The sequence below is a fragment of the Hymenobacter segetis genome (genome assembly GCF_038448715.1).
In the GTDB taxonomy this organism is placed as follows: domain Bacteria; phylum Bacteroidota; class Bacteroidia; order Cytophagales; family Hymenobacteraceae; genus Hymenobacter; species Hymenobacter segetis.
This window is the reverse complement of record NZ_JBCEVZ010000070.1, coordinates 1-23,524: the sequence shown is the minus strand read 5'-3', so window position 1 is coordinate 23,524 and position 23,524 is coordinate 1. Positions and strand designations below refer to the sequence as shown.

Annotated in this window: 18 protein-coding genes; 11 read left to right on the top strand and 7 right to left on the bottom strand. The window is 62.1% G+C overall.

All coding sequences use genetic code 11. The features are described from left to right. The 4 genes from AAFH49_RS19365 to AAFH49_RS19350 form a co-directional block, all read left to right on the top strand. A partial coding sequence (locus tag AAFH49_RS19365; protein ID WP_342300780.1) for a phytoene desaturase family protein occupies positions 1-970 on the top strand: 970 nt, incomplete at its 5' end. A 145-nt stretch (positions 971-1,115) separates the two neighbouring features. Then, the gene (locus tag AAFH49_RS19360; protein WP_342300778.1) at positions 1,116-1,793 is read left to right on the top strand and encodes a carotenoid biosynthesis protein; all 678 of its coding nucleotides are present in this window, start codon (positions 1,116-1,118) and stop codon (positions 1,791-1,793) included. A gap of 68 nt (positions 1,794-1,861) precedes the next feature. Further along, on the top strand, positions 1,862-2,476 hold the full coding sequence (locus tag AAFH49_RS19355; RefSeq protein ID WP_342300777.1) for a TetR/AcrR family transcriptional regulator: 615 nt from the start codon (positions 1,862-1,864) through the stop codon (positions 2,474-2,476). A 40-nt stretch (positions 2,477-2,516) separates the two neighbouring features. Next, positions 2,517-4,244, top strand: coding sequence for a M28 family metallopeptidase (locus tag AAFH49_RS19350; RefSeq protein ID WP_342300775.1), 1,728 nt, complete (start codon positions 2,517-2,519; stop codon positions 4,242-4,244). Between the two features lie 128 nt (positions 4,245-4,372). On the opposite strand, the gene AAFH49_RS19345 is transcribed toward AAFH49_RS19350, so the two are convergent. Beyond that, entirely contained in the window at positions 4,373-4,804 is a 432-nt protein-coding gene (locus AAFH49_RS19345) for a hypothetical protein (RefSeq protein WP_342300773.1), read from the bottom strand. Between the two features lie 159 nt (positions 4,805-4,963). Here AAFH49_RS19345 and AAFH49_RS19340 point away from each other — a divergent pair, with 159 nt between their 5' ends. Together AAFH49_RS19340 and AAFH49_RS19335 are read left to right on the top strand one after the other, a co-directional pair. Then, positions 4,964-6,598, top strand: a complete 1,635-nt coding sequence (locus AAFH49_RS19340) for an NADP-dependent glyceraldehyde-3-phosphate dehydrogenase (protein WP_342300771.1) — start codon at positions 4,964-4,966, stop codon at positions 6,596-6,598. Positions 6,599-6,977: 379 nt separating this feature from the next. After that, complete coding sequence (locus AAFH49_RS19335) at positions 6,978-9,026, top strand: M13 family metallopeptidase (protein WP_342300770.1); 2,049 nt, start codon at positions 6,978-6,980, stop codon at positions 9,024-9,026. A 191-nt stretch (positions 9,027-9,217) separates the two neighbouring features. Here AAFH49_RS19335 and AAFH49_RS19330 read toward each other — a convergent pair whose 3' ends face one another. The 3 genes from AAFH49_RS19330 to AAFH49_RS19320 all read right to left on the bottom strand — a co-directional run bounded on the left by AAFH49_RS19330 (position 9,218) and on the right by AAFH49_RS19320 (position 13,798). Continuing rightward, positions 9,218-11,167, bottom strand: coding sequence for an ATP-binding protein (locus AAFH49_RS19330; RefSeq protein WP_342300768.1), 1,950 nt, complete (start codon positions 11,165-11,167; stop codon positions 9,218-9,220). Between the two features lie 261 nt (positions 11,168-11,428). Continuing rightward, positions 11,429-12,304 (bottom strand): twin-arginine translocase subunit TatC, encoded by an 876-nt coding sequence (tatC, locus tag AAFH49_RS19325; RefSeq protein ID WP_342300766.1) that lies wholly within the window; start codon positions 12,302-12,304, stop codon positions 11,429-11,431. A gap of 201 nt (positions 12,305-12,505) precedes the next feature. Then, positions 12,506-13,798 (bottom strand): serine hydroxymethyltransferase, encoded by a 1,293-nt coding sequence (locus tag AAFH49_RS19320; protein ID WP_342300764.1) that lies wholly within the window; start codon positions 13,796-13,798, stop codon positions 12,506-12,508. A 330-nt stretch (positions 13,799-14,128) separates the two neighbouring features. On the opposite strand from AAFH49_RS19320, the gene AAFH49_RS19315 reads away from it, so the two are divergent. Continuing rightward, positions 14,129-14,650 (top strand): RNA polymerase sigma factor, encoded by a 522-nt coding sequence (locus tag AAFH49_RS19315; RefSeq protein WP_342300762.1) that lies wholly within the window; start codon positions 14,129-14,131, stop codon positions 14,648-14,650. A gap of 204 nt (positions 14,651-14,854) precedes the next feature. Continuing rightward, positions 14,855-15,661, top strand: coding sequence for an anti-sigma factor (locus AAFH49_RS19310; protein WP_342300760.1), 807 nt, complete (start codon positions 14,855-14,857; stop codon positions 15,659-15,661). 138 nt (positions 15,662-15,799) lie between these two features. Here the strand turns inward: AAFH49_RS19310 and AAFH49_RS19305 are convergent, their stop codons facing one another. The 3 genes from AAFH49_RS19305 to AAFH49_RS19295 all read right to left on the bottom strand — a co-directional run bounded on the left by AAFH49_RS19305 (position 15,800) and on the right by AAFH49_RS19295 (position 20,277). Continuing rightward, positions 15,800-18,346 (bottom strand): autotransporter outer membrane beta-barrel domain-containing protein, encoded by a 2,547-nt coding sequence (locus tag AAFH49_RS19305; protein ID WP_342300758.1) that lies wholly within the window; start codon positions 18,344-18,346, stop codon positions 15,800-15,802. Between the two features lie 552 nt (positions 18,347-18,898). After that, the gene (locus AAFH49_RS19300; protein WP_342300756.1) at positions 18,899-19,597 is read right to left on the bottom strand and encodes a metallophosphoesterase family protein; all 699 of its coding nucleotides are present in this window, start codon (positions 19,595-19,597) and stop codon (positions 18,899-18,901) included. Positions 19,598-19,773: 176 nt separating this feature from the next. Continuing rightward, positions 19,774-20,277 (bottom strand): hypothetical protein, encoded by a 504-nt coding sequence (locus AAFH49_RS19295; protein WP_342300754.1) that lies wholly within the window; start codon positions 20,275-20,277, stop codon positions 19,774-19,776. A 123-nt stretch (positions 20,278-20,400) separates the two neighbouring features. Here AAFH49_RS19295 and AAFH49_RS19290 point away from each other — a divergent pair, with 123 nt between their 5' ends. From AAFH49_RS19290 to lnt, 3 genes are all read left to right on the top strand, one after another. Next, positions 20,401-20,649: a 4a-hydroxytetrahydrobiopterin dehydratase gene (locus AAFH49_RS19290; RefSeq protein WP_342300753.1), complete on the top strand. Its 249-nt coding sequence runs from the start codon at positions 20,401-20,403 to the stop codon at positions 20,647-20,649. Positions 20,650-20,849: 200 nt separating this feature from the next. Continuing rightward, positions 20,850-21,617, top strand: coding sequence for a 16S rRNA (cytidine(1402)-2'-O)-methyltransferase (gene rsmI / locus AAFH49_RS19285; protein WP_342300752.1), 768 nt, complete (start codon positions 20,850-20,852; stop codon positions 21,615-21,617). Continuing rightward, positions 21,589-23,313, top strand: coding sequence for an apolipoprotein N-acyltransferase (lnt, locus tag AAFH49_RS19280; RefSeq protein WP_342300751.1), 1,725 nt, complete (start codon positions 21,589-21,591; stop codon positions 23,311-23,313). The genes rsmI and lnt overlap by 29 nt, the downstream gene beginning before the upstream one ends. Positions 23,314-23,524: the final 211 nt, after the last annotated feature.

Genomic DNA, 23,524 nt, shown 5'->3' with positions numbered 1-23,524 from the left:
GCTGGGCACCATGCACCAGCGCCACGAGAAAGCCTTCGGCCGCGACCCGCGCCTCGTGCAGCTCTTCGACCGCTATGCAACCTACAACGGCTCGGACCCCTACCAGGCCCCGGCTACGCTGAGCATGATTCCGCACCTGGAACACGGCATTGGGGCTTTTTATCCAGAGGGCGGGATTTATGCAATTGCCGAAAGTCTGGTGAAGCTAGCGACGGAGTTCGGCGTGAAATTCCGCTACAACGAAGCTGTGGAGGAAATCATCGTGGCCGATGGCCGCGTAACGGGCATGCGCACAGCGCAGGACGTGTACGATTTTGGCCGGGTGGTGAGCAACATGGACGTGGTGCCTACCTACCGCCGCCTGCTGCCCCGCGAGCCCGCGCCCGAGCGCACCCTGAGCCAGCCCCGCTCCTCCTCGGCGCTTATTTTTTACTGGGGCATCACCCGCGAATTCCCCGAGTTGGATTTGCACAACATCTTTTTCTCTGCTGATTATCAGCGGGAATTCGAGGCCATTTTTCAGCAGCAAACCGTGGCCGATGACGTGACGGTGTACGTGAACATCACCTCTAAAAAAACGCTCACCGACGCCCCGCCCGGCCACGAAAACTGGTTTGTGATGGTGAATGTGCCCTACGACCAGGGCCAGGACTGGGCCACTCTTACCGCGAAAACCCGCGCTACGGTGCTGCGTAAGCTGAGCCAAGCGCTGGGCACCGACATCGAGCCGCTGATTGCCACCGAAAAAACCTGGACGCCGCCCGGCATTGCCGCCGATACCTCGTCGTTTGGCGGGGCGCTCTACGGCAGCTCCAGCAACAATGCGCTGGCAGCCTTCCTGCGGCACCCCAATTTTTCGGGGCGGCTCGAAGGGCTGTACTTTTGCGGTGGTTCGGTGCATCCGGGCGGCGGCATTCCGCTGTGCCTGCTGTCGGCCAAAATCGTTTCTTCTTTAATTAATGATGCGTGAGTTTTAATCATTTGTCATCCTGAGCATAGCGAAGGACCTTCTCACGTCTGAACGATTAGCAGTAATCTCAAATCAGGCAGACGTGACAAGGTCCTTCGCTGCGCTCAGGATGACAGACGATTAGACTTCATCCTCCTTCAAATACATGGTTGATTACACCGAGCCGCTCCCGGCCGCGACTAACCGCCGGCTGCGCGTGGCCCAGGGCCTGGTGTTGCTGTTTCATTTCACCGGTTTCGTGGGGTTGGCTTTTTCCAAAAACCCCGATTTCTACCTGCACTTCACGCCGCTCACGCTCGGGCTCACGGCCTTGCTGCTGCTGTGGTTTCAGCCCAAGCGCGATGCTAGTTTCTGGGGCTTTTGCCTCACGGTGATGCTGCTGGGCTTCGGGGCCGAGTTTGTGGGCGTGAACACGGGGCGGTTTTTCGGGCATTACACCTACGGCGACACGCTGGGCTTTAAACTATTCGATACCCAGCCCTTCAAAGGCGTGCCTCCCATGATTGCCCTGAATTGGCTGGTGCTAACTTACCTGTGCGGTACGCTGGTGCGCTACCTGCCGCTGGGCGAGCTGCCGCGCATTCTGCTGGCGGCCGGGCTCATGGTGGGCTTCGATGCCTGCCTGGAGCCGGTGGCCGGGCGGTTTGATTTCTGGCATTGGTCGGCCGGCGTAATTCCGTTCCAGAACTTCCGCGACTGGTTCATCTTTGCCTGTATCTTGCAGATGCTGTTCAATCGCACCACCTTCACCAAACGTAACCCATTGGTGCCATTGGTGTACATCACGCAGCTGCTGTTCTTTTTCCTGCTCGGGGCCATCTAGCCCGCGCGGCGCGGGGCCAATTCGCGACTCATTCTTCTCTTTGAAAACTGACTTACTCTTTCCTGTAGATGCCTGATTTTACGCTGCCGACGGCTTCTTTGGAAGCCGCCATTCCGGTCTTTTACCGCTACGGCCTGCACGATGCGCCCGATGCGGTGCTGGCCACCGCCCTGCACACCTCCGAGCCCGACCTGACGGCCCAGTTTCCCAGCCGCGAGCTACTGGTGCACCACGCCATCTTGGCCGACATGGAGCGCCAGAAGCGCGAACACGTCGCATTGTACGCCCAGTATCCGTCGGCTGTGGAGCGGCTTTATGGCCTGTTGCAGTTGGGACTGCGCGACCTGGCTGCCGTGCCGAGCAATTACTACGTCGATTTGCAAACCGGCTTCCCGCAAACCTGGGACGCCGTGATGAATCACCTCAGTTCCTACTCGGGTCCTCAGCTGCAGCAGCTGCTTAATGATGGAATTCGCAGCCGGCTGTTCCGTTCCGACATTAATATTCAGCTGGTTACCAAAATTCTGATTGAGCAGCTCAACGTGATGCTCAACCCGCAGGTGTTCCCGCCCGACCGCTACAACATGCGCGAGGTTTTCCGCAGCATTTTCCTGTACTACATTCGGGGCATCTGCACCGATGAAGGCGCGCGGATTGCGGCCGAGCATTTTGCCCGGCTGTAGGCAGCTCCGGCGTCGCGGCCGGGGGTAACTCTCTGTACCGATGCGTTTATCACTACTAAGCGGCTGGCTGGTGCCGGCCGCCGCGGGCCTGCTGCTGGCGGGCTGCCAGGGCAAAACCTCGTCGTCGGAAACGGCCACGACGACGGCCCCAACCGAAACCGAAGCCGCCCCCACCGACACGGCCAGCGTGCCGGCCCCGAACGACGGCATCACGCCTGCGCTCATGGCACAGCACATCAAGGTGCTGGCGTCGGATGAGTTTCAGGGCCGGCGGCCGTTTACGGTGGGCGAGGAAAAGGCCACAGCTTATTTGGCTTCAGAATTCAAAAAGCTGGGCTTGCAGCCGGGGGCCAATGGCTCGTATTTCCAGGCGGTGCCGCTGGTGGAAATCGCGGGCAAGCCCGACTCGATTGCGACGGTGACGGGCAACGGCAAGACCTTGCAGCTGAAGTATCGGCAGGATTTCATGTTCCTGACAGAGCAGGAAAAGCCGGTTATCAGCATCAAGAATTCGCCGCTGGTGTTTGCCGGGTATGGCGTGACGGCCCCCGAGTATAATTGGGACGATTACGCGGGCCTCGACGTGAAGGGCAAGACCGTGGTAGTGCTCATCAACGACCCCGGCAACGCGGGCAACGACACCACCATGTTCAAGGGCAAGGCCATGACGTATTATGGCCGCTGGATGTATAAATACGAGGAGGCCGCCCGCCACGGTGCCACCGGCTTGCTCATCATCCACGACACCAAGCCTGCCTCCTACCCCTGGACGGTGGTGCAAAGCAGCAACGGCGGCGCCAAGCTGCACCCCCAAACGCCCGACCACGGGGCCAGCAAAGTGGCCCTCGAAGGCTGGATGACCCTCGACGCAGCCAAACGCCTCTTCACAGCTTCGGGCCAGAGCTACGACGAAGCCTACGCCGCCGCCAACCGCCCCGGCTTCCGCGGCCGGATGATGAACCTGAGCCTGAGCACCACCATCCACAACAAAATCACGCGCAAAACCTCGAAAAACGTGGTGGCCGTGCTGCCCGGTACCACCCGGCCCAAGGAATACATCATCTACTCGGCGCACTGGGACCACTTGGGCATTGGCAAGCCGATTGCGGGCGACTCGATTTACAACGGCGCGCTCGACAACGCCAGCGGCTGCGCCGGCCTGCTGGCCATTGCCACCGCCCTCAAGCAAGCGAAGGAGAAGCCGCAGCGCAGCATCGTGTTTCTGGCCGTGACTGGCGAGGAGCAGGGATTGCTGGGCTCGGATTATTACGCTCAGCATCCGCTGTTCCCGGTAGCCAGCACGGTGGCCGACATTAATATGGACGAGTTGCTGGCCTTCGGGCCAATGCGCGATTTGACCATCATCGGCTACGGGCAGTCGGAACTGGATGACTACGCCCGCGCGGCCGCCAAGGAGCAGAACCGCTACGTCATCCCCTTCCAGCACCCCGAAACCGGCAGCTTCTACCGCTCCGACCATTTCAGCTTCGCCAAAGTGGGCATTCCGGCGCTTTACGCCAGCGGGCAGTTCGAGAGCCGCCTGCACGGCAAAGCCTTCGCCGAAAAGCAGCGTAAGGACTTCGAAGAGAAAGCCTACCACCAGCCCGCCGACCAGTTCGACTCCAAATGGGACCTGCGCGGCGCGGCTGAGGATGCCCGCCTGCTGTTCCGCGTAGGCCAGAAGCTGGCCGGGGAAACCGCTTTTCCGAAGTGGAAGGAGGGGTCGGAGTTCAAGGCCACGCGGGAGAAAAGCCGGGCCGGGAAGTAGAGCTTATTAGGGGGTGTAGAGACGCAATATTTTGCGTCTCGTCGTTGCTGATGTTGTTATAACTGCGCGGTTTTGCCCAAGCGGCGCGGTTTAGCTCGTTCAACGATGAGACGCAAAATATTGCGTCTCTACATCGTCAGCAGCCAGCCCAGCAGCCCCATTCTTACCGTCCACGCCAGCGTCCTTATCCAGTTGGTGCGCGTGAGGCCGTCGATGGCAATGTAGTCGTAGCCTTGTTCGAGGCGGTTGTGGAAGGGCACGGCGATGAAGAACGTGGCCGCCCACACCACGCCCACCAGCCCGAGGCCCCACCAACCCGCGCCGCCGGGCAGGGCGGCGCGGCCGGCCCAGGCCAGCCAGGCGGCCAGGGCCAGTTCCAGCACCATTGGGGCCATCACCACGTAACTCATGCGGCGGGTGTGGGCCGCATGGAAGGCTGCCCACGCCTCTTTCGGCACCTTGCCGAAGCTGGGGTAATGCACCACCTGCACCGTCCAGATGAGGCCGGTGAGGTAGGCCGCAGCGGCGAAATTGAGCAAAAGCAGGAGGTGAAGCGACATGAGCGGAAAAATAATTTCAACGGAAACATAGCGGTTTTCGGGGGCTTGCGCGGTACGCAAACGTTCCCGTGGACACGGGCCGACACCGGCGACGACGGCCAACATTTCCGTACCCATACGCTGTTGCGTAGGTTCGCACCGCACATTTTGCCCATTATCATGGCTGTAAGCACCGAAAATCTAACCCAACTCTTCCCGCCCGATACGGCGGCCATTCCCGAAGCCTGGCGGCTGGCTGAGCCGCTGCACCAGCGCCAGTACCTGCTCGACGGCGAGCTGCGCGAGTGGGCCGGCCCCACCCAGGAGGTCATTTCGCCCATGTTTGAGCGCCAGCCCGACGGCTCGCTCACGCCCCGCGTCATCGGCTCGTACCCGCTGCTCGATGAGGCCGAAGCCCTCAAAGCACTCGATGCCGCCGTGCAGGCCTACAACTTCGGCCGCGGCGAGTGGCCGATGCTGAGCGTGGCCGAGCGCATCGCGGCAGTGGAGAAATTCACCCGCCTCATCGTGGCCCGCAAGGGCGAAATCGTGAAGCTGCTGCTCTGGGAAATCGGCAAGTCGGCCGCCGACTCCGAGAAGGAGTTCGACCGCACCGTGGACTATATCCACGCCACCATCAATGCCCTCAAGGACATGGACCGCGACTCGTCGCGCTTCACCATCACCGAAGGCATCATTGGCCAGATTCGTCGCTCGCCGCTGGGCGTGGTGCTCTGCATGGGCCCCTTCAACTACCCGCTGAACGAGACGTTCTGCATGCTCATCCCAGCCCTCATCATGGGCAATACGGTCCTCTTCAAACCTCCGAAACACGGTACCCTACTGCACTTTCCGCTACTCCAGGCCTTCACCGAAGCCTTCCCGAAAGGCGTAGTGAACACCGTGTACGGCCGCGGCAACGCCGTGGTGCCGGCTCTCATGGCCTCGGGCAAGATTGATGCGCTCGGCCTCATCGGCAGCAGCCGCGTGGCCGATTCGCTCAAGAAGCTGCACCCCAAATCCAACCGCCTGCGCGCCATTCTCGGGCTCGATGCCAAGAACGTGGCCATCATCATGCCCGATGCCGACCTCGACGTGGCGGTGAAGGAATCGGTGCTCGGCTCGCTGAGCTTCAACGGCCAGCGCTGCACGGCGCTCAAGCTGTTTATGGTGCACGAGAGCATTGCGGCGGACTTCGTGGCGCGCTTCGCCACCGAAATCAACAAGCTGAAACCCGGCATGCCCTGGGATGCGGGCGTGAACATCACGCCCCTGCCCGAGCCCCAAAAGCCTAATTATTTGGCCGAGGTCATCGCTGATGCCGAAGCCAAAGGGGCCCGCGTGATGAACGAAGGCGGCGGCACCACGGCCGGCCCGCTGGTGTACCCCGCCCTGCTCTTCCCCGTGAAAGACGGCATGAAGGTGTGGCGCGAGGAGCAGTTTGGCCCGGTAGTGCCGGTGGCCTCGTTCGCCAAAGTCGACGAAGCCATTCAGTATATCATCGACTCCGACCACGGCCAGCAGGTGAGCATTTTCGGCTCCGAATCGCAGGAAGTGGCCGACCTTATCGACCAGCTCGTGAACCAGGTGAGCCGCGTGAACATCAACGCCCAGTGCCAGCGCGGGCCGGACACCTTCCCCTTCACCGGCCGCAAAGACTCGGCCGAAGGCACCCTCTCGGTGTACGATGCGCTGCGCTCGTTCAGCATCCGCACCGTAGTAGCCACCAAGCAGACCGAAGCCAACAAGCACCTCTTCAATGAGATTGTGGACGGCCAAGAAAGCAGCTTCCTCAGCACCCGGTTTATCCTGTAAGCGCCTTTCGGCCGGGCCAAAACCCTTTCCGGCCCCCTCGAAGCATTCCCCGGCGCACCCAATACTTTGGCCGGCCCCGCCGAAGCAGCACCCGGCCTAGCCGAAGTCCTCCCCGGCGAGTCCGAAGCACTTTCCGGCACGACCGAAGCACTTTCCGGCCCGGCCGAAGCACTTCCCGGCACGACCGAAGCACTTCCCGGCACGACCGAAGCATTTACCGGAGCTAATTTCGGTGCTTCGGGGGTGCCCGGCCCTTTACTGGGCGTTCTGACCCCCAATCCGTCGGCAACCTGCCGGCGGGTTGGGGGTTTTTTATAAGCGGAGCCGTACTCCTGGGTTTACTTCGTTCATCATTCACACCGCCCACCCGCATCCCTTCATGAAAAAACACCTGCTTCTGCTGCCGCTGCTGGCCGCCGGCGTCACCGGCTGCCCGTCGAACTCCCTGAAAACGGCCAGTTCCGCCGATAAGCCCGACATCCTGCACGCGGCCCTGGATACCACCGTGGCCCCCGGCGACGACTTTTTCGCCTACGCCAACGGCACCTGGCTCAAGGACAACCCCATTCCGGCCTCGGAAAGCAATATGGGCATCGGCAAAAAGGTGCAGAACGAGATTTATACCCGCCTGCGCCAGACCAGCATTGAGGCGGCGGCTGCCAAAGCGGCGGCCGGCAGCAACCAGCAGAAAATCGGCGATTTCTGGGCCGTGGGCATGGATTCGGTGAAAGCCGACCAACTTGGGGCTGCGCCGCTGAAGCCGGAGCTGGACCGCATCGCGGCCATGAAAAGCGTGGCCGATGTGCCGGGCGTCATCGCCCACGAAATTCCGCTGGGCGTGCGCGCCCTCATCGGCCCCGTGGTGTACCAGGATGCGAAGAAAAGCGACCAGATTGCGCTGTATCTAAACCAAGGCGGCCTCGGCCTGCCCAACCGCGACTACTACTTCAACACCGACTCACGCACCAAAAACATTCGCGCCGAGTACCTGAAGCACGTGGCCAACACTTTCCGGCTACTCGGCCAGGATGCTGCGATGGCCGCCATCAGTGCCAGCCGCGTAATGGCCCTGGAAACGGCGCTGGCCAAGTCGTCGCGTAAGCTGGAGGCCTTGCGCGACCCTTACGCCAACTACCACAAAATGGGTGTAGCGCAGCTCGACAAGCTCACACCGGGCCTGAACTGGAAAACCTGGCTGGGCCAATTGGGCATTTCCACGCTGGATTCCGTCATCGTGGGCCAGCCCGAGTTTTACCAAACGGCCGGGCAGTTGCTTAAAACCAAGCCGCTCGACGACTGGAAAGCTTACCTGACTTGGCAGCTGGCGCGCACGTTCTCGCCCACGCTTAGCAGCAACTTCGTGAACGAGAGCTTCCACTTCTACGGCACGGTGCTCAACGGGGCCAAGGCGCTACGCCCGCGCTGGAAGCGGGTGCTCGACATGCAAGAAGATGCCTTAGGTGATGCGCTGGGCCAGCTTTTCGTGAAGGAATACTTCAAGCCCGAAGCCAAAGCCCGCTACGACACACTGGTAAAAAACGTGGTGGCATCGTTTGCCGAGCACATTCAGAAAGTAGACTGGATGAGCGCGCCCACCAAAGTAGTGGCGCTGGATAAGCTCCACAAAATCACCCCCAAAGTGGGCTACCCCAATAAGTGGAAAGACTATTCGGTTCTGCAAATCGACCGCAGCTCACTGGCGGCCAATGTGATGCGCGCCAACCACTGGCAGTATAACTATGCGCTTAATAAACTAGGCAAGCCCGTGGACCGCACCGAGTGGGACATGACGCCCCAGACGTATAACGCCTACTACAATCCTTCCAACAACGAGATTGTGCTGCCGGCCGCCATTTTTGCCGTGCCCGGCCTGCTCGACGCCGATGCCGACGACGCGCTGGTGTATGGCTACGCCGGGGCCAGCACCATCGGCCACGAGCTGACGCACGGTTTCGACGACGAGGGCAGCCAGTTCGATGCCAAAGGCAACCTGCACGAGTGGTGGAGCAAGGCCGACCGCCAGCGCTTCAACCAGCGCGTAAACGGCATTGTGAAGCAGTTCAACGGCTACACCCTGCTCGATTCGCTGCACATCAACGGCAAGGCCACAGCCGGCGAAAACATTGCCGACTTGGGCGGCATCGTCATCGCCCTCGATGCCTTCAAGAAAACCAAGCAATACAAGGAGGGCAAGAAAATCAACGGCCTCACGCCCGTGCAGCGCTATTTCCTGGGCTATGCCCTGGGCTGGCAGAGCCACCAGCGGGACGAAAGTCTCGCCTCGCGGCTGCTCACCGACGTGCACTCGCCCGCCCAGTACCGTGTGAATGGCCCCATGGCCGATGTGCCGGCTTTCTACGAAGCCTTCGGCATCAAGCCCGGCCAGAAGCTCTACCGGCCAGATTCGACGCGAGTGGTGATTTGGTAGCCGCCTGTCATTGCGAGTGGAGCGCAGCGGAACGCGCAATCCGTCCTCTCGATGCGACCAGCCCTGAGATGTGATAAAGCCTTTTTTAACAACAGAAAGCCCCAATACTTCGCGGTATTGGGGCTTTCTGGTAAAAGAATCTGGGTTTGACAGGACGGATTGCCACGCTCCACTCGCAATGACAGGTGCGCCTACCCTTTCGCCGCCGGCATACTCACCGTCACGTTAGTCCCAGCGCCTGGCCGACTCTGAATCACCAGCGTGCCGCCGTGCCGGTGCACGAAGGCGCGGCACAGGGCCAAGCCCAAACCCAGGCCGGTAGCCTGCGGCACGGGCGACGGCTCGGGCAGCGCCGGGCCGCTCATGAGCGACGACACGGTGGCAGCGCTCATGCCCGGTCCGGTATCGGTGCAACTGAGGAGGACCATGCGGGGGTCGTCGGGGTCAGGGGCGGCTTCGAGGTGGACGTGGCCGCCGGCGGGCATGAATTTCAGCGCGTTGCCCACCAGGTTGCGTAGGATGGTGCGCGTCATGTTGCGGTCGGCCAGCAGGCGCAAATCGGGCGGGGCGGCCATGGTGATGTGCTGCCAGCTGGCGGCGGCCGTGGTCTGGTACAGGGCCTGGCACTCGGCAAACAGCTCCGTGACCAGCAGGGGCGTGGGGCGGCAGTCCAGCTCGCCGGTCTGGCTCACGGCCCAGTTCAGCACGTTGTCGAGCAGATGGTTGAGACTGTCGGAGGCCTGGCGCACCAGTGCGGGCAGGCGGGCGAGGCCGGCCTGGTCGTTCTGGGCGATGTAGGAATCAATGAGGCTGGTGACGCCGGCAAAGGCCGTGACCGGCCCGCGCAGGTCGTGGGCCACAATGGCGTAGAGCTTGTCCTTGAACACGGCCACGGCGCGCAGTTCGGCCGAGGCTTTTTCCAGGGCGCGGTTGTTGGCGGCCAGGGCGGTGCGGCTGCGGCGCAGGTTGCGGTGCAGGTACACTGCTACCAGCAACCCCATAGCCAGAATAGCCACGGCCGTCCCCAGCACGCGGTTGTGCCAGCCCTGCTCAGCCTGCTGCGCCGTGAGCTGGCGCAGCCGGCGGGCGCGTTCCTGGGTTTCGTAGCTGACCTGGGCCGCCGCCAGGGTTTGCATGGTCTGGCGGTTGTTCAGGGTATCGTTCAGGTCCACGTAGCGCTTGTTCCACTCGTAGGCGTCGCGGTAGTTATCGTGCTCGGCGGCTTCGGCGGCCAGGATGCTGTAGGCATCGAGCACGCGCTCCAGGTAGCCGCTTTGGCGGGCCAGGGCCAGGGCTTCGCGCACGGCGGCATCGGCCCGGTCGGGCTGGTCGGTCTGGATGTAGTACATCGCAAACAAAATCAGCTGCTCGGCCTGGTTGCGGGCCGCGTGCTGGCGGCGGCTGATGGCCAGCGCCTGCGTAAGAAGCCGTTTCACCCGGGGCAGGCGTCCCAGCTGCATCTGGTAGGTGGCCAGGCTGGAGAGGTAGGTCGATTCGGCGGTGGAGTCGCTTTCGCGGCGGGCCAGGGCCAAGGCCAGCGAATCATAATGCAACGCCTGCGGCACCTGTCGCCGAAAGAAGAACAGACTGCCCACATTTCCCAGCAGCTTCATGCGGGTATGGCCGCTCACCCCCGACCGCTGGCTGAGCTGCAGCGCCCGCTGGTAGTGTCGCCAGGCCGTGGTGGAGTCGCCGCGCTCGTGGTAAATACTGCCCTGCGCGGTGTACACGCGCATCAGCGCATCGGTGTCGTGCTGGTTGCGGGCCAGCTCCTGGGCTTCGTTCAGCAGGTTCAGGGTTTCCGGGCCATTGGATAGGTTGGCGTAGCAGCTGGCCAGGTTCAGCAGGCTGCGCAGCAGGCCGGGGGCTTGCTCATCGGCGGGCAGGGTGCGGGCCAGGGCCACGGCGGCTTCCCCGTAGGGCAGGGCGCGGGCGGGCTGCTCATCGTGCAGCCGGTAGCACATCGCCGTGAGCAGGCGCAACCGGGTGGTATCGGGCAGGCGGGTGGCCAGCTGCCGACGCAATACCTCGGTGCTGACCGGCACGGCGGCCCCGGCTCCGGCGGGCACCAACGGCACCAGCAGCCCCAGGGCTAACAGCCATCTCAGCAAAAAAACGGGCCGCGTCATAAATGGCTGCATAGTGCTAGTCAAAGATAAGCACTATGCCGTCAACTTTCACGCTTTAATGCTATTTCAGCATCACCACAGATTCCCAATTTGAATTCCCGCATTTAGTCGGAAAGCCGTACAGGCGGGATAACAATTGTTTTTACCGGATTAATCCTGATATCCGACAACTCCAAAACTGGATTGCAGGCATGATGATGCAATTTCCAGCCCCTGCCCCAAATAGTGTACCGGGCCGACGGCTTAGCCCGTCAGCCCGGTTATTGGCTGAGCTTATTGCTGGGCCGCATCCCGCTCGGCCTGCCGGGCTAGCTTGGCGTTGAGGCGGGCGGCGTCGCCGCGGCGCACCACGCGGGCAATGTGAATGCTGAGCTCGTAGAGCAGCAGGATGGGGATGGTGACGATAATCTGGGCCGAAATATCGGGCGGGGTGATGACGGCCGCGATGATGAGGATGACCACAATGGCATGCTTGCGGTAGGTCTGCATGATTTCGGGCGACACGATGCCGGCCTTCGCCAGGAAGAACACAATCATGGGCAGCTCGAACACGAAGGCGCACGACACGCTCATGGTGGTGAGCGTGCTCAGGTAGCTCTGCATGTCAATCTGGTTTTCAATGCTGGCATCAACCACGTAGCCGGCCAGGAAGTTGATGCTGAGCGGCGCGGCGATGTAGTAGCCGAACAGCAGCCCCATGATGAACAGTATCGACACGAAAAACACAGCCCCCTGCGAGTTCTGACGCTCGTGCGGGTAGAGGCCGGGCTTCACGAAGCGCCAGATTTCCCAGAATAAATACGGAAACGCCAGCAGAATGCCCACGATGAACGACGTGCTGATGTGCATGGTCAACTGCCCGCTCATCTCGCGGTTCTGAATCACGAAGCCGATTTTATCGATGCACAAATCCGGTGCGTGCACCCACTGCCCGAACTTGCAAAACATGCGGTAGGTCCAAAAATCGGGGCGCGAGGGACCCAGAATCAGGTCGTGAAACAGGAAATCCTTGGCGAAAAACGCGCCGGTGGCAAACACCACCACCGAAATAGCCGCCCGGATGATGTGCCAGCGCAACGCCTCCAGGTGGTCGATGAAGGACATTTCGTGCTGTTCGCCCAGCGGTTTGTTTTGTTGTTGAGGTTGCACGGAGGGGAATCAGGGGGAATAAACAGGAGGAGTAACGAACTAAAACAGAACGTCATGCTGAGCGAAGCCGAAGCATCTCTACCGCAATACTATTCCTTTCGATTGGGATTAGTTGCGCGGTAGAGATGCTTCGACTTCGCTCAGCATGACCGCCTGGTTGGTTCGCTTGACGGCCAGTGGCCGCCCTACATACGTAAGAACCTACGCGAACAGTGGGTAGTCCTGCAGCCAGGCGTTCACCTGCTGGCGCACCTGCCCGATGCGGGTGTCGTTGTCGTGGTTCATCAGGGTTTCGTCAATCAGCTCCACGATGCGGTGCATGTCGGTTTCGCCCAGGCCGCGGGTAGTTACGGCGGCCGAGCCAATGCGGATGCCGCTGGTCACGAAGGGCGACTTGTCGTCGAACGGCACCATGTTTTTGTTGATGGTGATGTCGGCTTTTACCAGCGTGTTCTCGGCCAGCTTGCCGCTGAGGCCTTTCGAGCGCAGGTCGATTAGCATGAGGTGGTTGTCGGTGCCGCCCGAGATGATGTCGTAGCCCAGGCTCACGAAGCCTTTGGCCAGCGCCTGGGCGTTGCGCGCCACCTGCTGGGTATAGGTTTTGAAGTCGTCGCTCAGCGCTTCGCCGAAGGCTACGGCTTTGGCGGCGATGACGTGCTCTAAGGGTCCGCCCTGGGTGCCGGGGAATACGCCCGAGTCGAGCAGGGCCGACATAGGGCGGATTTCGCCTTTCGGGGTTTTCAGGCCGAAGGGGTTGTCGAAATCCTTGCCCAGCATGATGAGGCCGCCGCGGGGGCCGCGCAGGGTTTTGTGGGTAGTGGTGGTTACGATGTGGCAGTGCTCGAAGGGCGAGTTCAGCAGGCCGGTGGCGATGAGGGCCGAGGGGTGCGAGATGTCGGCCAGCAGCAGGGCACCTACTTCGTCAGCGGCTTCGCGCAGGGCGGCGTAGTTCCAGTCGCGCGAGTAGGCCGAGGCCCCGCAGATAATCATTTTTGGGCGCTCGCGGCGGGCAATGTCCTTGATTTTGCTCCAGTCGATGAGGCCGGTTTCGCGCTCCACGCCATAGAAGCTGGGCTGGTAGAGCTTGCCCGAGAAGTTCACGGCCGAGCCGTGGGTGAGGTGGCCGCCGTGGCTGAGGTCGAAGCCGAGGATTTTATCGCCGGGCTGCAGGCAGGCCAGCATCACGGCGGCATTGGCCTGGGCGCCCGAGTGGGGCTGCACGTTGGCCCACGCCACGCCGAACAGCTGTTTGATGCGGTCGATGGCCAATTGCTCCACCTGGTCCACGATTTCGCAGCCGCCGTAGTAGCGCTTGCCGGGCAGGCCCTCGGCGTACTTGTTGGTGAGCACGGAGCCTTGGGCGGCCATCACCTGGTCCGAAACGTAGTTTTCGGAGGCAATGAGTTCGAGGCCGTGGGTCTGGCGGGTTTTCTCCTGCGCGATGAGGTCGAAAACGGCGGTATCGAGGAGGCGGGCGGGGGCGGCTGTTTGCATGGGCGTAAAGGTAATAGGGGATAAGGGAGGTGCATGAACATCACTCCCCTCCTTAGCCAAGGAGGGGATGTTTTCGCGCAGCGAAAACGGGGGTGGTTTGATTCGTTGAACGATGGACGAACGACGCGGCTGAACAATAGCTGCATCTCCAAATAAAAACACAGCCTATTACGGCGCGGGCCTTCGTTCGCCCATCGTTCAACGAATCCAACCACCCCCGTTCGAGCCGTTGGCTCGAACATCCCCTCCTTGTCCAAGGAGGGGAGTTGTGGTTCGGCTGCCTGGTTTCCCCATTTCCGTTGTTACTTGCTATGGCCTTTACTTTCTGCTATGCCCACGCCCCTTGCTGAAACCCTTACTCAACTGCGCATTGGCAATCAGAAATTTCTGATTGACTTTTATCAGCGCAGCCGACACCTGTTTGCCCGCTGGGCGCAGCGCAAGCACCAGCTGCCGCCCGACAAGGCCCACGGCCTGCTGCAAGACACGCTGCTCGATTTCTACGACCATGTGGCCGATGGCCGCATCACCCGCATGCCCGAGGACTTGCGCGCCTACCTCTACGGCATGGCCCAAGAGCGCATTGCGGCCCACGTGCCCGCCCACCAGCCCCTGCCCGCCGCCGAGGCCAGCCGCCGCCAGCGCCTGCTGGCCCAGTTCAACCAGCTCAGCACCGACTGCCAGCAGGTGCTCACCTACTTCTACTTCCGGGGCTACCATTTTGAGAAGATGGGCGGCAAAATGGGCTTTCCCAATGCCACCGTGGCTCGCCGCCAGAAAAGCGTCTGCCTGCGCAAGCTGTATGACCTGGTGCGCGGCGGCTATGAGCCAATAACCGGCGAGGTGGTGTGAGGCGCGGCACGTTTATAAAAAGAACGTCATGCTGAGCAAAGCCGAAGCATCTCTACCGCGCCACTAACTCTTTCGATTGGATTACTATTGCGGTAGAGATGCTTCGACTGCGCTCAGCATGACGTTCTTTTGTATTGCTACTATCTGACGTTCTTTTGTTAAAAGAACCCATTTACCCTAACCATCCCCCCTCCCCTTCGCCCCGTGCCCATAGACCTCCGCCCTTATTTCGATGAGCTCGAACGCTTCGCCGATGGCCAGATGAGCCCGGCCGAGCAGGATGCCTTCGAGCTGCGGCTGGAGCAGGACGAAGCCCTGGCCGACGCCCACGCCGCCTACGAGCAGCTGACCGCCGACCTGCGCTGGGCCGCCGGCCACGACACGCTGCGCCAGCGCCTGCAATCCCTCGACGACCGCATGAACGAGCGCGGCAGCGCCCTGGCCCGCGCCCACCACCTGGCCCAGCGCCGCCAACGCCGCTGGGCCGTGTGGGGTACCGTGGGCGCGGTGCTGCTGCTGGCCGCCGGCGTGGCGGCCTGGTACCTGGCCCGCCCCACCCTGGCCCGCCCCGCCCACAATTGGGAAGCCTACTACCAGCCCGACCCCGGCCCCGCCGTGACCACCGGCCTGCTGCACAGCCGCCCCCTGCTGGCCGAAGCCCTCGACCAGTACCAGTCGGGCCACTACCCGGCCGCCCTGCACTCGCTGGGCCGTGTGAGCCCCGCCAACGTGGGGGCCGATACCCTGCTCTACCTGCGCGGCCTGATGCTGCTGCGCCAGGGCCAGGGCAACGCCGCCCAACTCTACCTGCGCCGCGTGAGCGACGATAGCGCCGGCCGCTCCGGCGAGCTGGCCCGCCGCGCCCGCTACCACCTCGGCATGGCCTATTGGCAGGCCCAGGAGCTGGCCCCCGCCCTGGCCACCCTCCGCGCCGTGGCCACCGATTCGCTCAGCCCCTACCGCGCCTCGGCCCGCCGGGTAGTGGCGGCGGGGGTGCTGGACGGGAAGTAGTCCTGCCAATTGGCGTTACAAGGCAGCTTCGGTAACTAAGGCAAATCCCAATATCTATTGTGCAACAAGAAGCCCCGGCCGCTGACGCAGCCGGGGCTTCCGGAAACAGGCGGAAACGCGCGGGGCGCGGCCCTCGCCTCAGTCTTTCACCACGCGCTGGCGCAGCACCTGCCCGCCCACGGTGGCCGTGAGGATGTAGGGGCCGGCCGCGCAGGTGGGCTGCACCCGCACGGGGGCTGCGCCGGGCGTGAGGGCCTGCTCTTGCTGCCACACTTCGCGGCCCATCGCATCGAGCAGGCGCAGGGTGGCGGTGGTGGCGGTGGGGTGGTTCAGGGCCACGGTCAGCTCGGGGCCGAACTGCGTGGGGTAGGCGGCCAGCGTGGCCGGGGCCGCGTCGAAGCGCAGCAGCTGGGGGTCGTAGTAGTGGGCGGTGCCGTCGCGGTCGTCCTGGCGGAGGCGGTAGTATCGGGGGCCGGTCTTGCCCTCGGCAGCATCCACGAAACGGTAGGTGCGGGGGGCACTGCTATTGCTGCCCTCGGCGGCCACGAAGCCGATTTGCTTGAAGCTGTGGCCATCGAGCGAGACTTCGAGGCCGAAGCCCTGGTTGTTTTCCTCAGTCGCCGTGGCCCAAGTGAGGACGGCATCGGCGCCCTGACGCTCGGCCCGGAAGGCGGTGAGGCCCACCGGCAGCGGCGCGGTGATGTCGCCCAGCGTCCAGCGCGAGAAGCCGCTCACGCCGCTGAGCGTGGCAAAGCCGCTGCCGGCGCTGGTGAGGCCCTTGTTCTGCCAGGTCACGCCGTTGTCCACCGACTTATAAAAGCGCAGGTTGGCGGGCGTGATGCCGTTCAGCTCGTGGGCGAAGTAGCTCATGGTCAGGCCCAGGTTCAGGCCGGTGATGGTGGGCGCGCTGATGTCGAAGTAGCGCAGAATGCCCTGGTGGCCGGCCACGCCCACCGGCGCGGTGCCCGTGATGCGCGTGACCTGCGTGGCGCCCGGCAGCGTGGAGCCCACCACCGGCAGCATGGTCAGGCCCACGCCGCCAAAGTCTTCGAGCACGCCCTCGGCAGGCAGGCGGCGCACTTCCACGCGGCCCAGCACGTAGCTGGCGTCAGTTTCGGAGAGGTTGGCCAGCGGGTCAATCTTGAGGCGGTAGGGGCCGGTGGCCAGGATGCCGCTCAGCATCTGCACGCCGTTGTACACCTCGGCGTCATCGGTGAAGGTTTTCACGCCGCCGCCGTTCACTTCCAGGTTGAAGTAGAAGCCGCCGCTCACGGTCTGGTTGCCGGCCCCGGTCAGCTTCACCTTGCCCGTGGAGCAGGTGAACTGGCCGGTGTTCAGCATGTTGCCTTTCACCTCCAGGTCGCCCAGCGTCTGGGCGAAGGTGCCGGTGCTGGTGTTGGTGAAGTTGCCGTTGATGAGAATGTCGCCGCCCGTATGGTTGAGCACGCCCGCGTTGGTGAGGTCGCCGAGCACCACCGTCAGGCCGCTTTCCACCACCATAAGCTGGCCGTTGCTCACCGAGAACGAGTTCAGGATGGTGGTGGCCTGGCTCACGAGGCTGTTCACGCCGCTGGTGCCGGTGTTGGTCACGTTTGTCACGCTGTTGCCGGTGAGCTCGGCGCGGCCCGCTGCCACGCCCATGGCGGTGAGGGAGGCGCTGCTCACGCCGGTCAGGCTCACCTGGCGCACGGTGTTGCCGGTTACCTGGTTGGTGAGGGTGGTGCTATTACCGCAGCTCATCACAATGCCCTTGAAATTCTGGGTGCCCGCGTTCTCCCAGATGCCGCCGGTGGCCCCGGCCGTGCGCCCGCCAATGAAGTTGCCGCTCACCAGCGCCCCATTAGCCCCGGAGCCGGGGCGGAAGTCGATGGCCGTCTGGGCCGTCATGGGGATGGCCGTGGCATTGTAGTAGAAGCTGTTGCCGCTGATGGTCCACTGGTCGCCGTTGCCGGCCCCTACGAATACGCCGGCGCGGCTGAAGTTGAAGAGCTGGCTATTGAGCAGGCTGAAATTGTCGTTGGTTCCGCCGCCCGCGCTGGCCGCGTACAGCAGGTTGGCGGGCAGCAGGGCCGGGTCGGCATTACCCACGAAGCTCTGGATAATGGTGTTGTTGTCGTTGCCGCTGGTCAGGCCGGCACCAATTACCACCACGCCGCTGGTCAGCAGCGTGTTCGAGCCCAGCACGATGGCCTCGCGCACCTCGTTATTAGAAGCATCATTACCAAACACCACCGCCGGGGCAGTGAGGCTGGGCTGGCGCAGCGTGAGGGCACGGGAGATGGTACCGTTGTTGCCATTCAGGCTGGCGAAGGCGCTGCCGGCCCCGAAGGTGAGCGTGCCCGTGAGCACGGTGCTAACGCCCGCCGCCGGCCCGATGATAAGCGGGTTTGCGGCCGAGCCCGTTTTGGTCAGCAGCACGTCTTCGGTGTATGCGGCATCCAGCAGGCGCAGCTCGTAAGGCTGCGTGAGGGGCGAAGGCACGGCCGCCAGCGCCGCGCCGATAGTGGTGTAGTTGCCACTGGCTCCCACCGTGATAATCACGTTGGCCTGCGCCCGCACGCCCATCATCAGCAACATGCTCAGCAGCAGGCCCACCAGCTGCCAGCGCCGGCGCACCCACCACGGCTGGGCCGGCAATGCCCCGAACGAATGCACCGGGGAAATAGAGGAGACGAAGTGTTTCATATAGCAGAAGAAAAAAGAGAAAAGCAATAGGGCATGTTGCCCGAGGTTTTGTTATCCGGTTCGGCCGGGTTTCGGCACAACTGCCGCGCTTAACCCTGGCCCAGTAAAACCATATTATTTGTTTTTGCTTTACGACATTATCCGGATTAGCTGAGCCGTATGAAGAATTGTCATTAATAGTATTTATCAAACGTAAACCACCTGCCTACCCTTCGCAACAACCCAGTCAATCATTCAAAGCCATAATGCAAATTCAATGCAATTTTCTATTCATCATCCTATCAACATCGTTTATTGGTGCCATTATTTTTTTATTATTTCAATTATTTAGTCGTTTTCAGCAAATCCAGTCAACCACTACAAATCGTATGCAGCTGTTCCGAAAACAGATTGGCATTATATAATTATTACAACAAAATCAACACTGAAAATATCATACCCATCCGCAACCATCTACAAAACCCATTCCTTTGTATAGTCATAATGCAAAACCGCCCCTGCCGATACGGGCAGAGGCGGTTTTGGGCAACAGTGTTTGGGTTCAGGCCGGCGTTAGCGCTTGCCGATGGTGTAGGCGGGCTCGCGGTTGGGCACTAGGGTCAATTTCCAGGTGTCGAGGTTAAGAGCGGCGAGATGGGCCAGCTCGGGGTTGTGGCGGTACACGCAGCCGGTATCGAGGCCCAGCGCGCCGGGATGCATGGCCGCTTTGGCGCGCACCTGGGCAGTGGGCGTGGGCACGTGGCCGTGCAGCAGGCGGCGGCCGCCCAGCCGCACGGGGTCATACACGTAGCTTTTGGTGTTGAGCATGGTGGCGTAGTCCTGGCGCATCTCGGCGGTCGGCAGGGCGAAGTTGTAGCCGGCGTGCACGAGCATGAAATCGGGCAGCTCAATCTCATATGGCAAGGTAGCCAGCCAGTTGAGGTAGGGCGCGGGGATGTCGGAGAGGCGCGACACGCCGAAGCTGCGTAGCGTGGGCAGGCGGCCGCGCGGCCCCAGCCAGTCCCAGCGCCAGCGGTGGCGGGCGGCGTCGAGCAGGGCCTGGTCGTGGTTGCCGCGCAAGCAATGCACCTGGTAGCCGGCGGCTTGCAGCCACATCAGGTAGTCGAGTACTCCGCGGCTATCGGGGCCTTTATTCACGTAGTCGCCCAGCAGGTAGAGCTCGTCCTTCCGGCTGAGATTCAGCTCTTCTTCAACCAAATGGCGAAAGGTGTGCAGGCAGCCGTGAAGGTCGGTAGTGGCGTAGCGGCTCACGGGAATAAGCGAATTGGTATTAGGATAGCCGGGAAAAGCAGAACGTCATGCTGAGCGAAGCCGAAGCATCTCTACCGCAATAGTAACCCCCTTTTGACTGGATTACTTGCGCGGTAGAGATGCTTCGGCTTCGCTCAGCATGACGTTCCTAATAGCAGAACCAGCTAGGAAGTCCTCTACTGGTCGATGGCCGAATCAGCAGCGTTGGGGTCGGTGAGGTCGGCGTTGGTATCGGTGCCGGTGATGGGCTTAATGGGGCGCGGCTCCATCTGGCCCATGCCCACGCGGGAGTTAGGGTTCAGCATTTCATCCACGCCGGGGCGGAAGTCATGCACGTCGAGTTCATCGACGGGGCGGCCGCTGGGCACGATGGTGTCGGTGTAGTCGTCGAGGGGCGGCATGTCCTGGTTGGCGCGGCCGGCGCGGCCTTCGTCCTGCGAGCGCATGTTGTCGGCGGGTGGGCTCATGTTGTCGGCGGTTTCGTTCACGCCCACGGCCGTTTCGCCGCCCGAGGTGTCGGAGCCGAAGCCCTCTTTGCCGTCGCGGTTGCCGAAGCCGCCGCGGGCAGCCTCATTTTTGGGCGGGTCGGCGTTGGGAATGTGGTGGCCGGCCTCCATTTCTTCGTTGGTCGTGTCGTCGTTGATGACGCGGATTGGGCGGTTGTTGGGGTCGATGGCCATGGGAATTGAGAAGTAAAAAAGTGATGATGCGAATTGGGAAAGGTGTACTTTGGTTTAAGCATTTGGGTTGTCTACCGCCCCACTCGCGCCATCTTTCCTCAATCCTTAAATATAGTAAAAATCATGTGGAATAACATCGACAATAGCCTGCGCCGCAGCTTCCGGTTCAGCGACTTCAAGACGGCCTTCGCCTTCCTCACCGAAGTAGCCGCCGAGGCCGAGCGCCTCGACCATCATCCGTGGTTCAGTAACGAGTATAACGTGGTGGAATTTCGCCTCCGCACCCATGATGCGGGCAACACCGTGACTCCGCGCGACCACCGGCTGGCGGCGGCTATTGATGCCGTGGCGGCGCGGTATGAGGTGAGCTGAACGACCAACTCCCCTCCTTACCAAGGAGGGGATGTTTTCGCGCCAGCGAAAACGGGGTTGGTTGTGGCGCTGAATGGTGCGGAACGATTCGTCCAGTCAAACACCAACGCCCACAACCACCCCAGCTGACGCTTCGCGCCAGCGTCCCCTCCTTACCAAGGAGGGGAGTTTGATGTTCAACCTAATCTACCTTTGTCGCTATGCCCAACACGGTTCTGTACCTCGTACCCACGCCAATTGGCAATCTGGAAGATATTACCCTGCGAGCCATCCGCATTCTGGGGGAGGTGGGCACCGTGCTCTGTGAGGACACCCGCACCAGCGGCCGCCTCATGCAGCATCTGGGCATCAAGAAGCCGCTTCTCTCCTACCACCTGCACAACGAGCACCAGCAGGTACCACGTCTGCTGGAACGTCTGGAGAAGGGCGAAATCATGGCCCTAATTTCGGATGCCGGCACGCCGGGAATCTCCGACCCCGGGTTTCTGTTGGTGCGCGAGTGCCTGGCGCGGGGCTTGGGCGTGGAGTGCCTGCCGGGCGCTACCGCTTTCGTGCCGGCGCTGTTGAAATCAGGCTTTGGGGCCGAGCGGTTCACGTTTGAAGGTTTTTTGCCGGTGAAGAAAGGCCGGCAGACGCGCCTGCAACAGCTGGCTTCGGAAACCCGGACCATGATTTTTTACGAGTCGCCGCACCGCATTGTGAAGACGTTGGGCCAGTTGGCCGAGGTGCTCGGGCCGACGCGGCCGGCTTCGGTCAGTCGTGAGTTGACTAAATTGTTTGAAGAAACCGTGACCGGTACGCTGGCCAGCCTGGAGGCTGACTTCGCGGCCCGGCCCGCTATTAAAGGAGAAATTGTCGTTGTCGTCGAAGGAAACCTTGCCCCGCCCCCCCGCGAGCCCCGCCCCGGCCGCGAAGACCGTTACCGCCGCGCTGCCGACGATGACGATGACACCGACTACGAGGACTAGCCCGCTGCTCCAACAGCCGCTGGTGCTGGCCGTGCTCGGCGCGTTGCTGCTGAGCGGCGGCTGGGCCCCGTGGCCCACGGCCTGGCTGGCCCCGCTGCTGTTCATCGGCTGGGTGCCGTACCTGCTGATGGAGCGACAGCTCACGCTGACCGGTGCCCGCAAGGGCCGCGTGTTTGCCAGCACCTACCTCATGCTGGTGCTCTGGAACGCCCTCACTACCTGGTGGGTAAGCTACGCCGACCTGCCCGCCGGCATCGCCGCCGTGGTGCTCAATGCGCTGCTTATGTGCCTGCCGCTCATGGCCTTCCGCCAAACCAAAAAGCGGCTGGGCAACCGCTGGGGCTACCTCTCGCTGCCCATCTACTGGATTGCGTTCGAGCAATTGCACCTGCATTGGGACATCACCTGGCCCTGGCTCACGCTGGGCAACGGCTTCGCGGCTGCACCGCAATGGGTGCAGTGGTATGAGTACACGGGCTTCCTGGGCGGCTCGGTGTGGGTGTGGGTGGTGAATCTGCTGTTTTTTCAGGCGTTGCTGAAGCATTTGCCGGTGCTGGCTTTCCAGCCGGCAGACACTAGGTTTGATGAATTAAACCGCACTGAAACATTCCGCAAGTCGGCCTTTGAATGGCAGCCTTCGTTCGGCACGCCGCTTTTCTTCATTCTGCTGCCGCTGGCTTTGTCCTATCTGATGAGCGCGGCTTATAAGGAAAAAGGCCCCACGGCCGAAGTAGTGGTGGTGCAGCCCAACTTCGACCCCTACGTGGAGAAGTTCGAGGGCGGCCCCAAGTTCATTCCTTACGACGAGCAGCTCACGCGCCTGATGCAGCTTTCCGAGCAGCACCTCACGCCCAAAACGCGCCTCGTGCTCTGGCCCGAAACCGCGCTGGAGGAGCCCTACTGGGAAAACACTATCGAAACCAACCCCAAAATTCTTCGCGTGCGTGAGTGGCTGAGGCAGCACCCCGGCGTGGCGCTGCTCACGGGCATCACCACCCTCGGCTCCTACCCTAATAAGGAAGCAGCCAGCGAAACCGCCCGCTACCGCGATGACCTGGGCTACTACGATTTCTTCAACACCGGCGCTTTCTTCGCTAATGCCACCGCGCCGGTGGTTTTCTACCACAAGTCGCGCCTCGTGCCCGGCGTGGAGAAGATTCCACCCATGCTGGCCTCGCTCATTGCGCACATCGACCTGGGCGGAACCGTGGGCAGCGTGGGCAGCCAGCCCGAGCGCACCGTGTACCCGGCCCCGGCCAACGCGCCGGCCCTGCGCGTAGCCCCGGTCATCTGCTACGAATCCATCTACGGCGACTTCATCGGCGAATACGCCCACAACGGGGCCACGCTCCTGGGCCTCGTCACCAACGATGCCTGGTGGCACGACTCGCCCGGCTACCGCCAGCTGCTGAGCTACGGCCAGTTGCGCTGCATCGAAACCCGCCGCGACCTGGCCCGCTCCGCCAACACCGGCTTCACCGGCTTCATCAACCAGAAAGGTGAAATTACCCAGCGCGAAAAAGCCTGGATTCCGACTGCCAGCCGGGCTACCGTGCACCTCAATGACGAGGTGACGTTCTATGTGCGCTTTGGGGAACTGATTGGGCGCGGGGCGCAGGTGCTGGCGGTGCTGCTGCTGGTGGGGGCTATTGTGGTAGGTTGGATGCGTAAAAGCAGTACGGTTCAACAAGCGTAAGCACGATGTAGAGACGCAATATTTTGCGTCTCGTCGTTGAACGACAGGCCCCGCGCCGCCTCGTCATAATCGCTCCAGCTAAACAACATCAGCAACGACGAGACGCAAAATATTGCGTCTCTACATCGTTCAACTATCATTATGCCCCTCGATTTTACCCAACTCTCCCACGACCTCGCCGCCCTGTGCCGCACCACAGCCGAGTTCATCC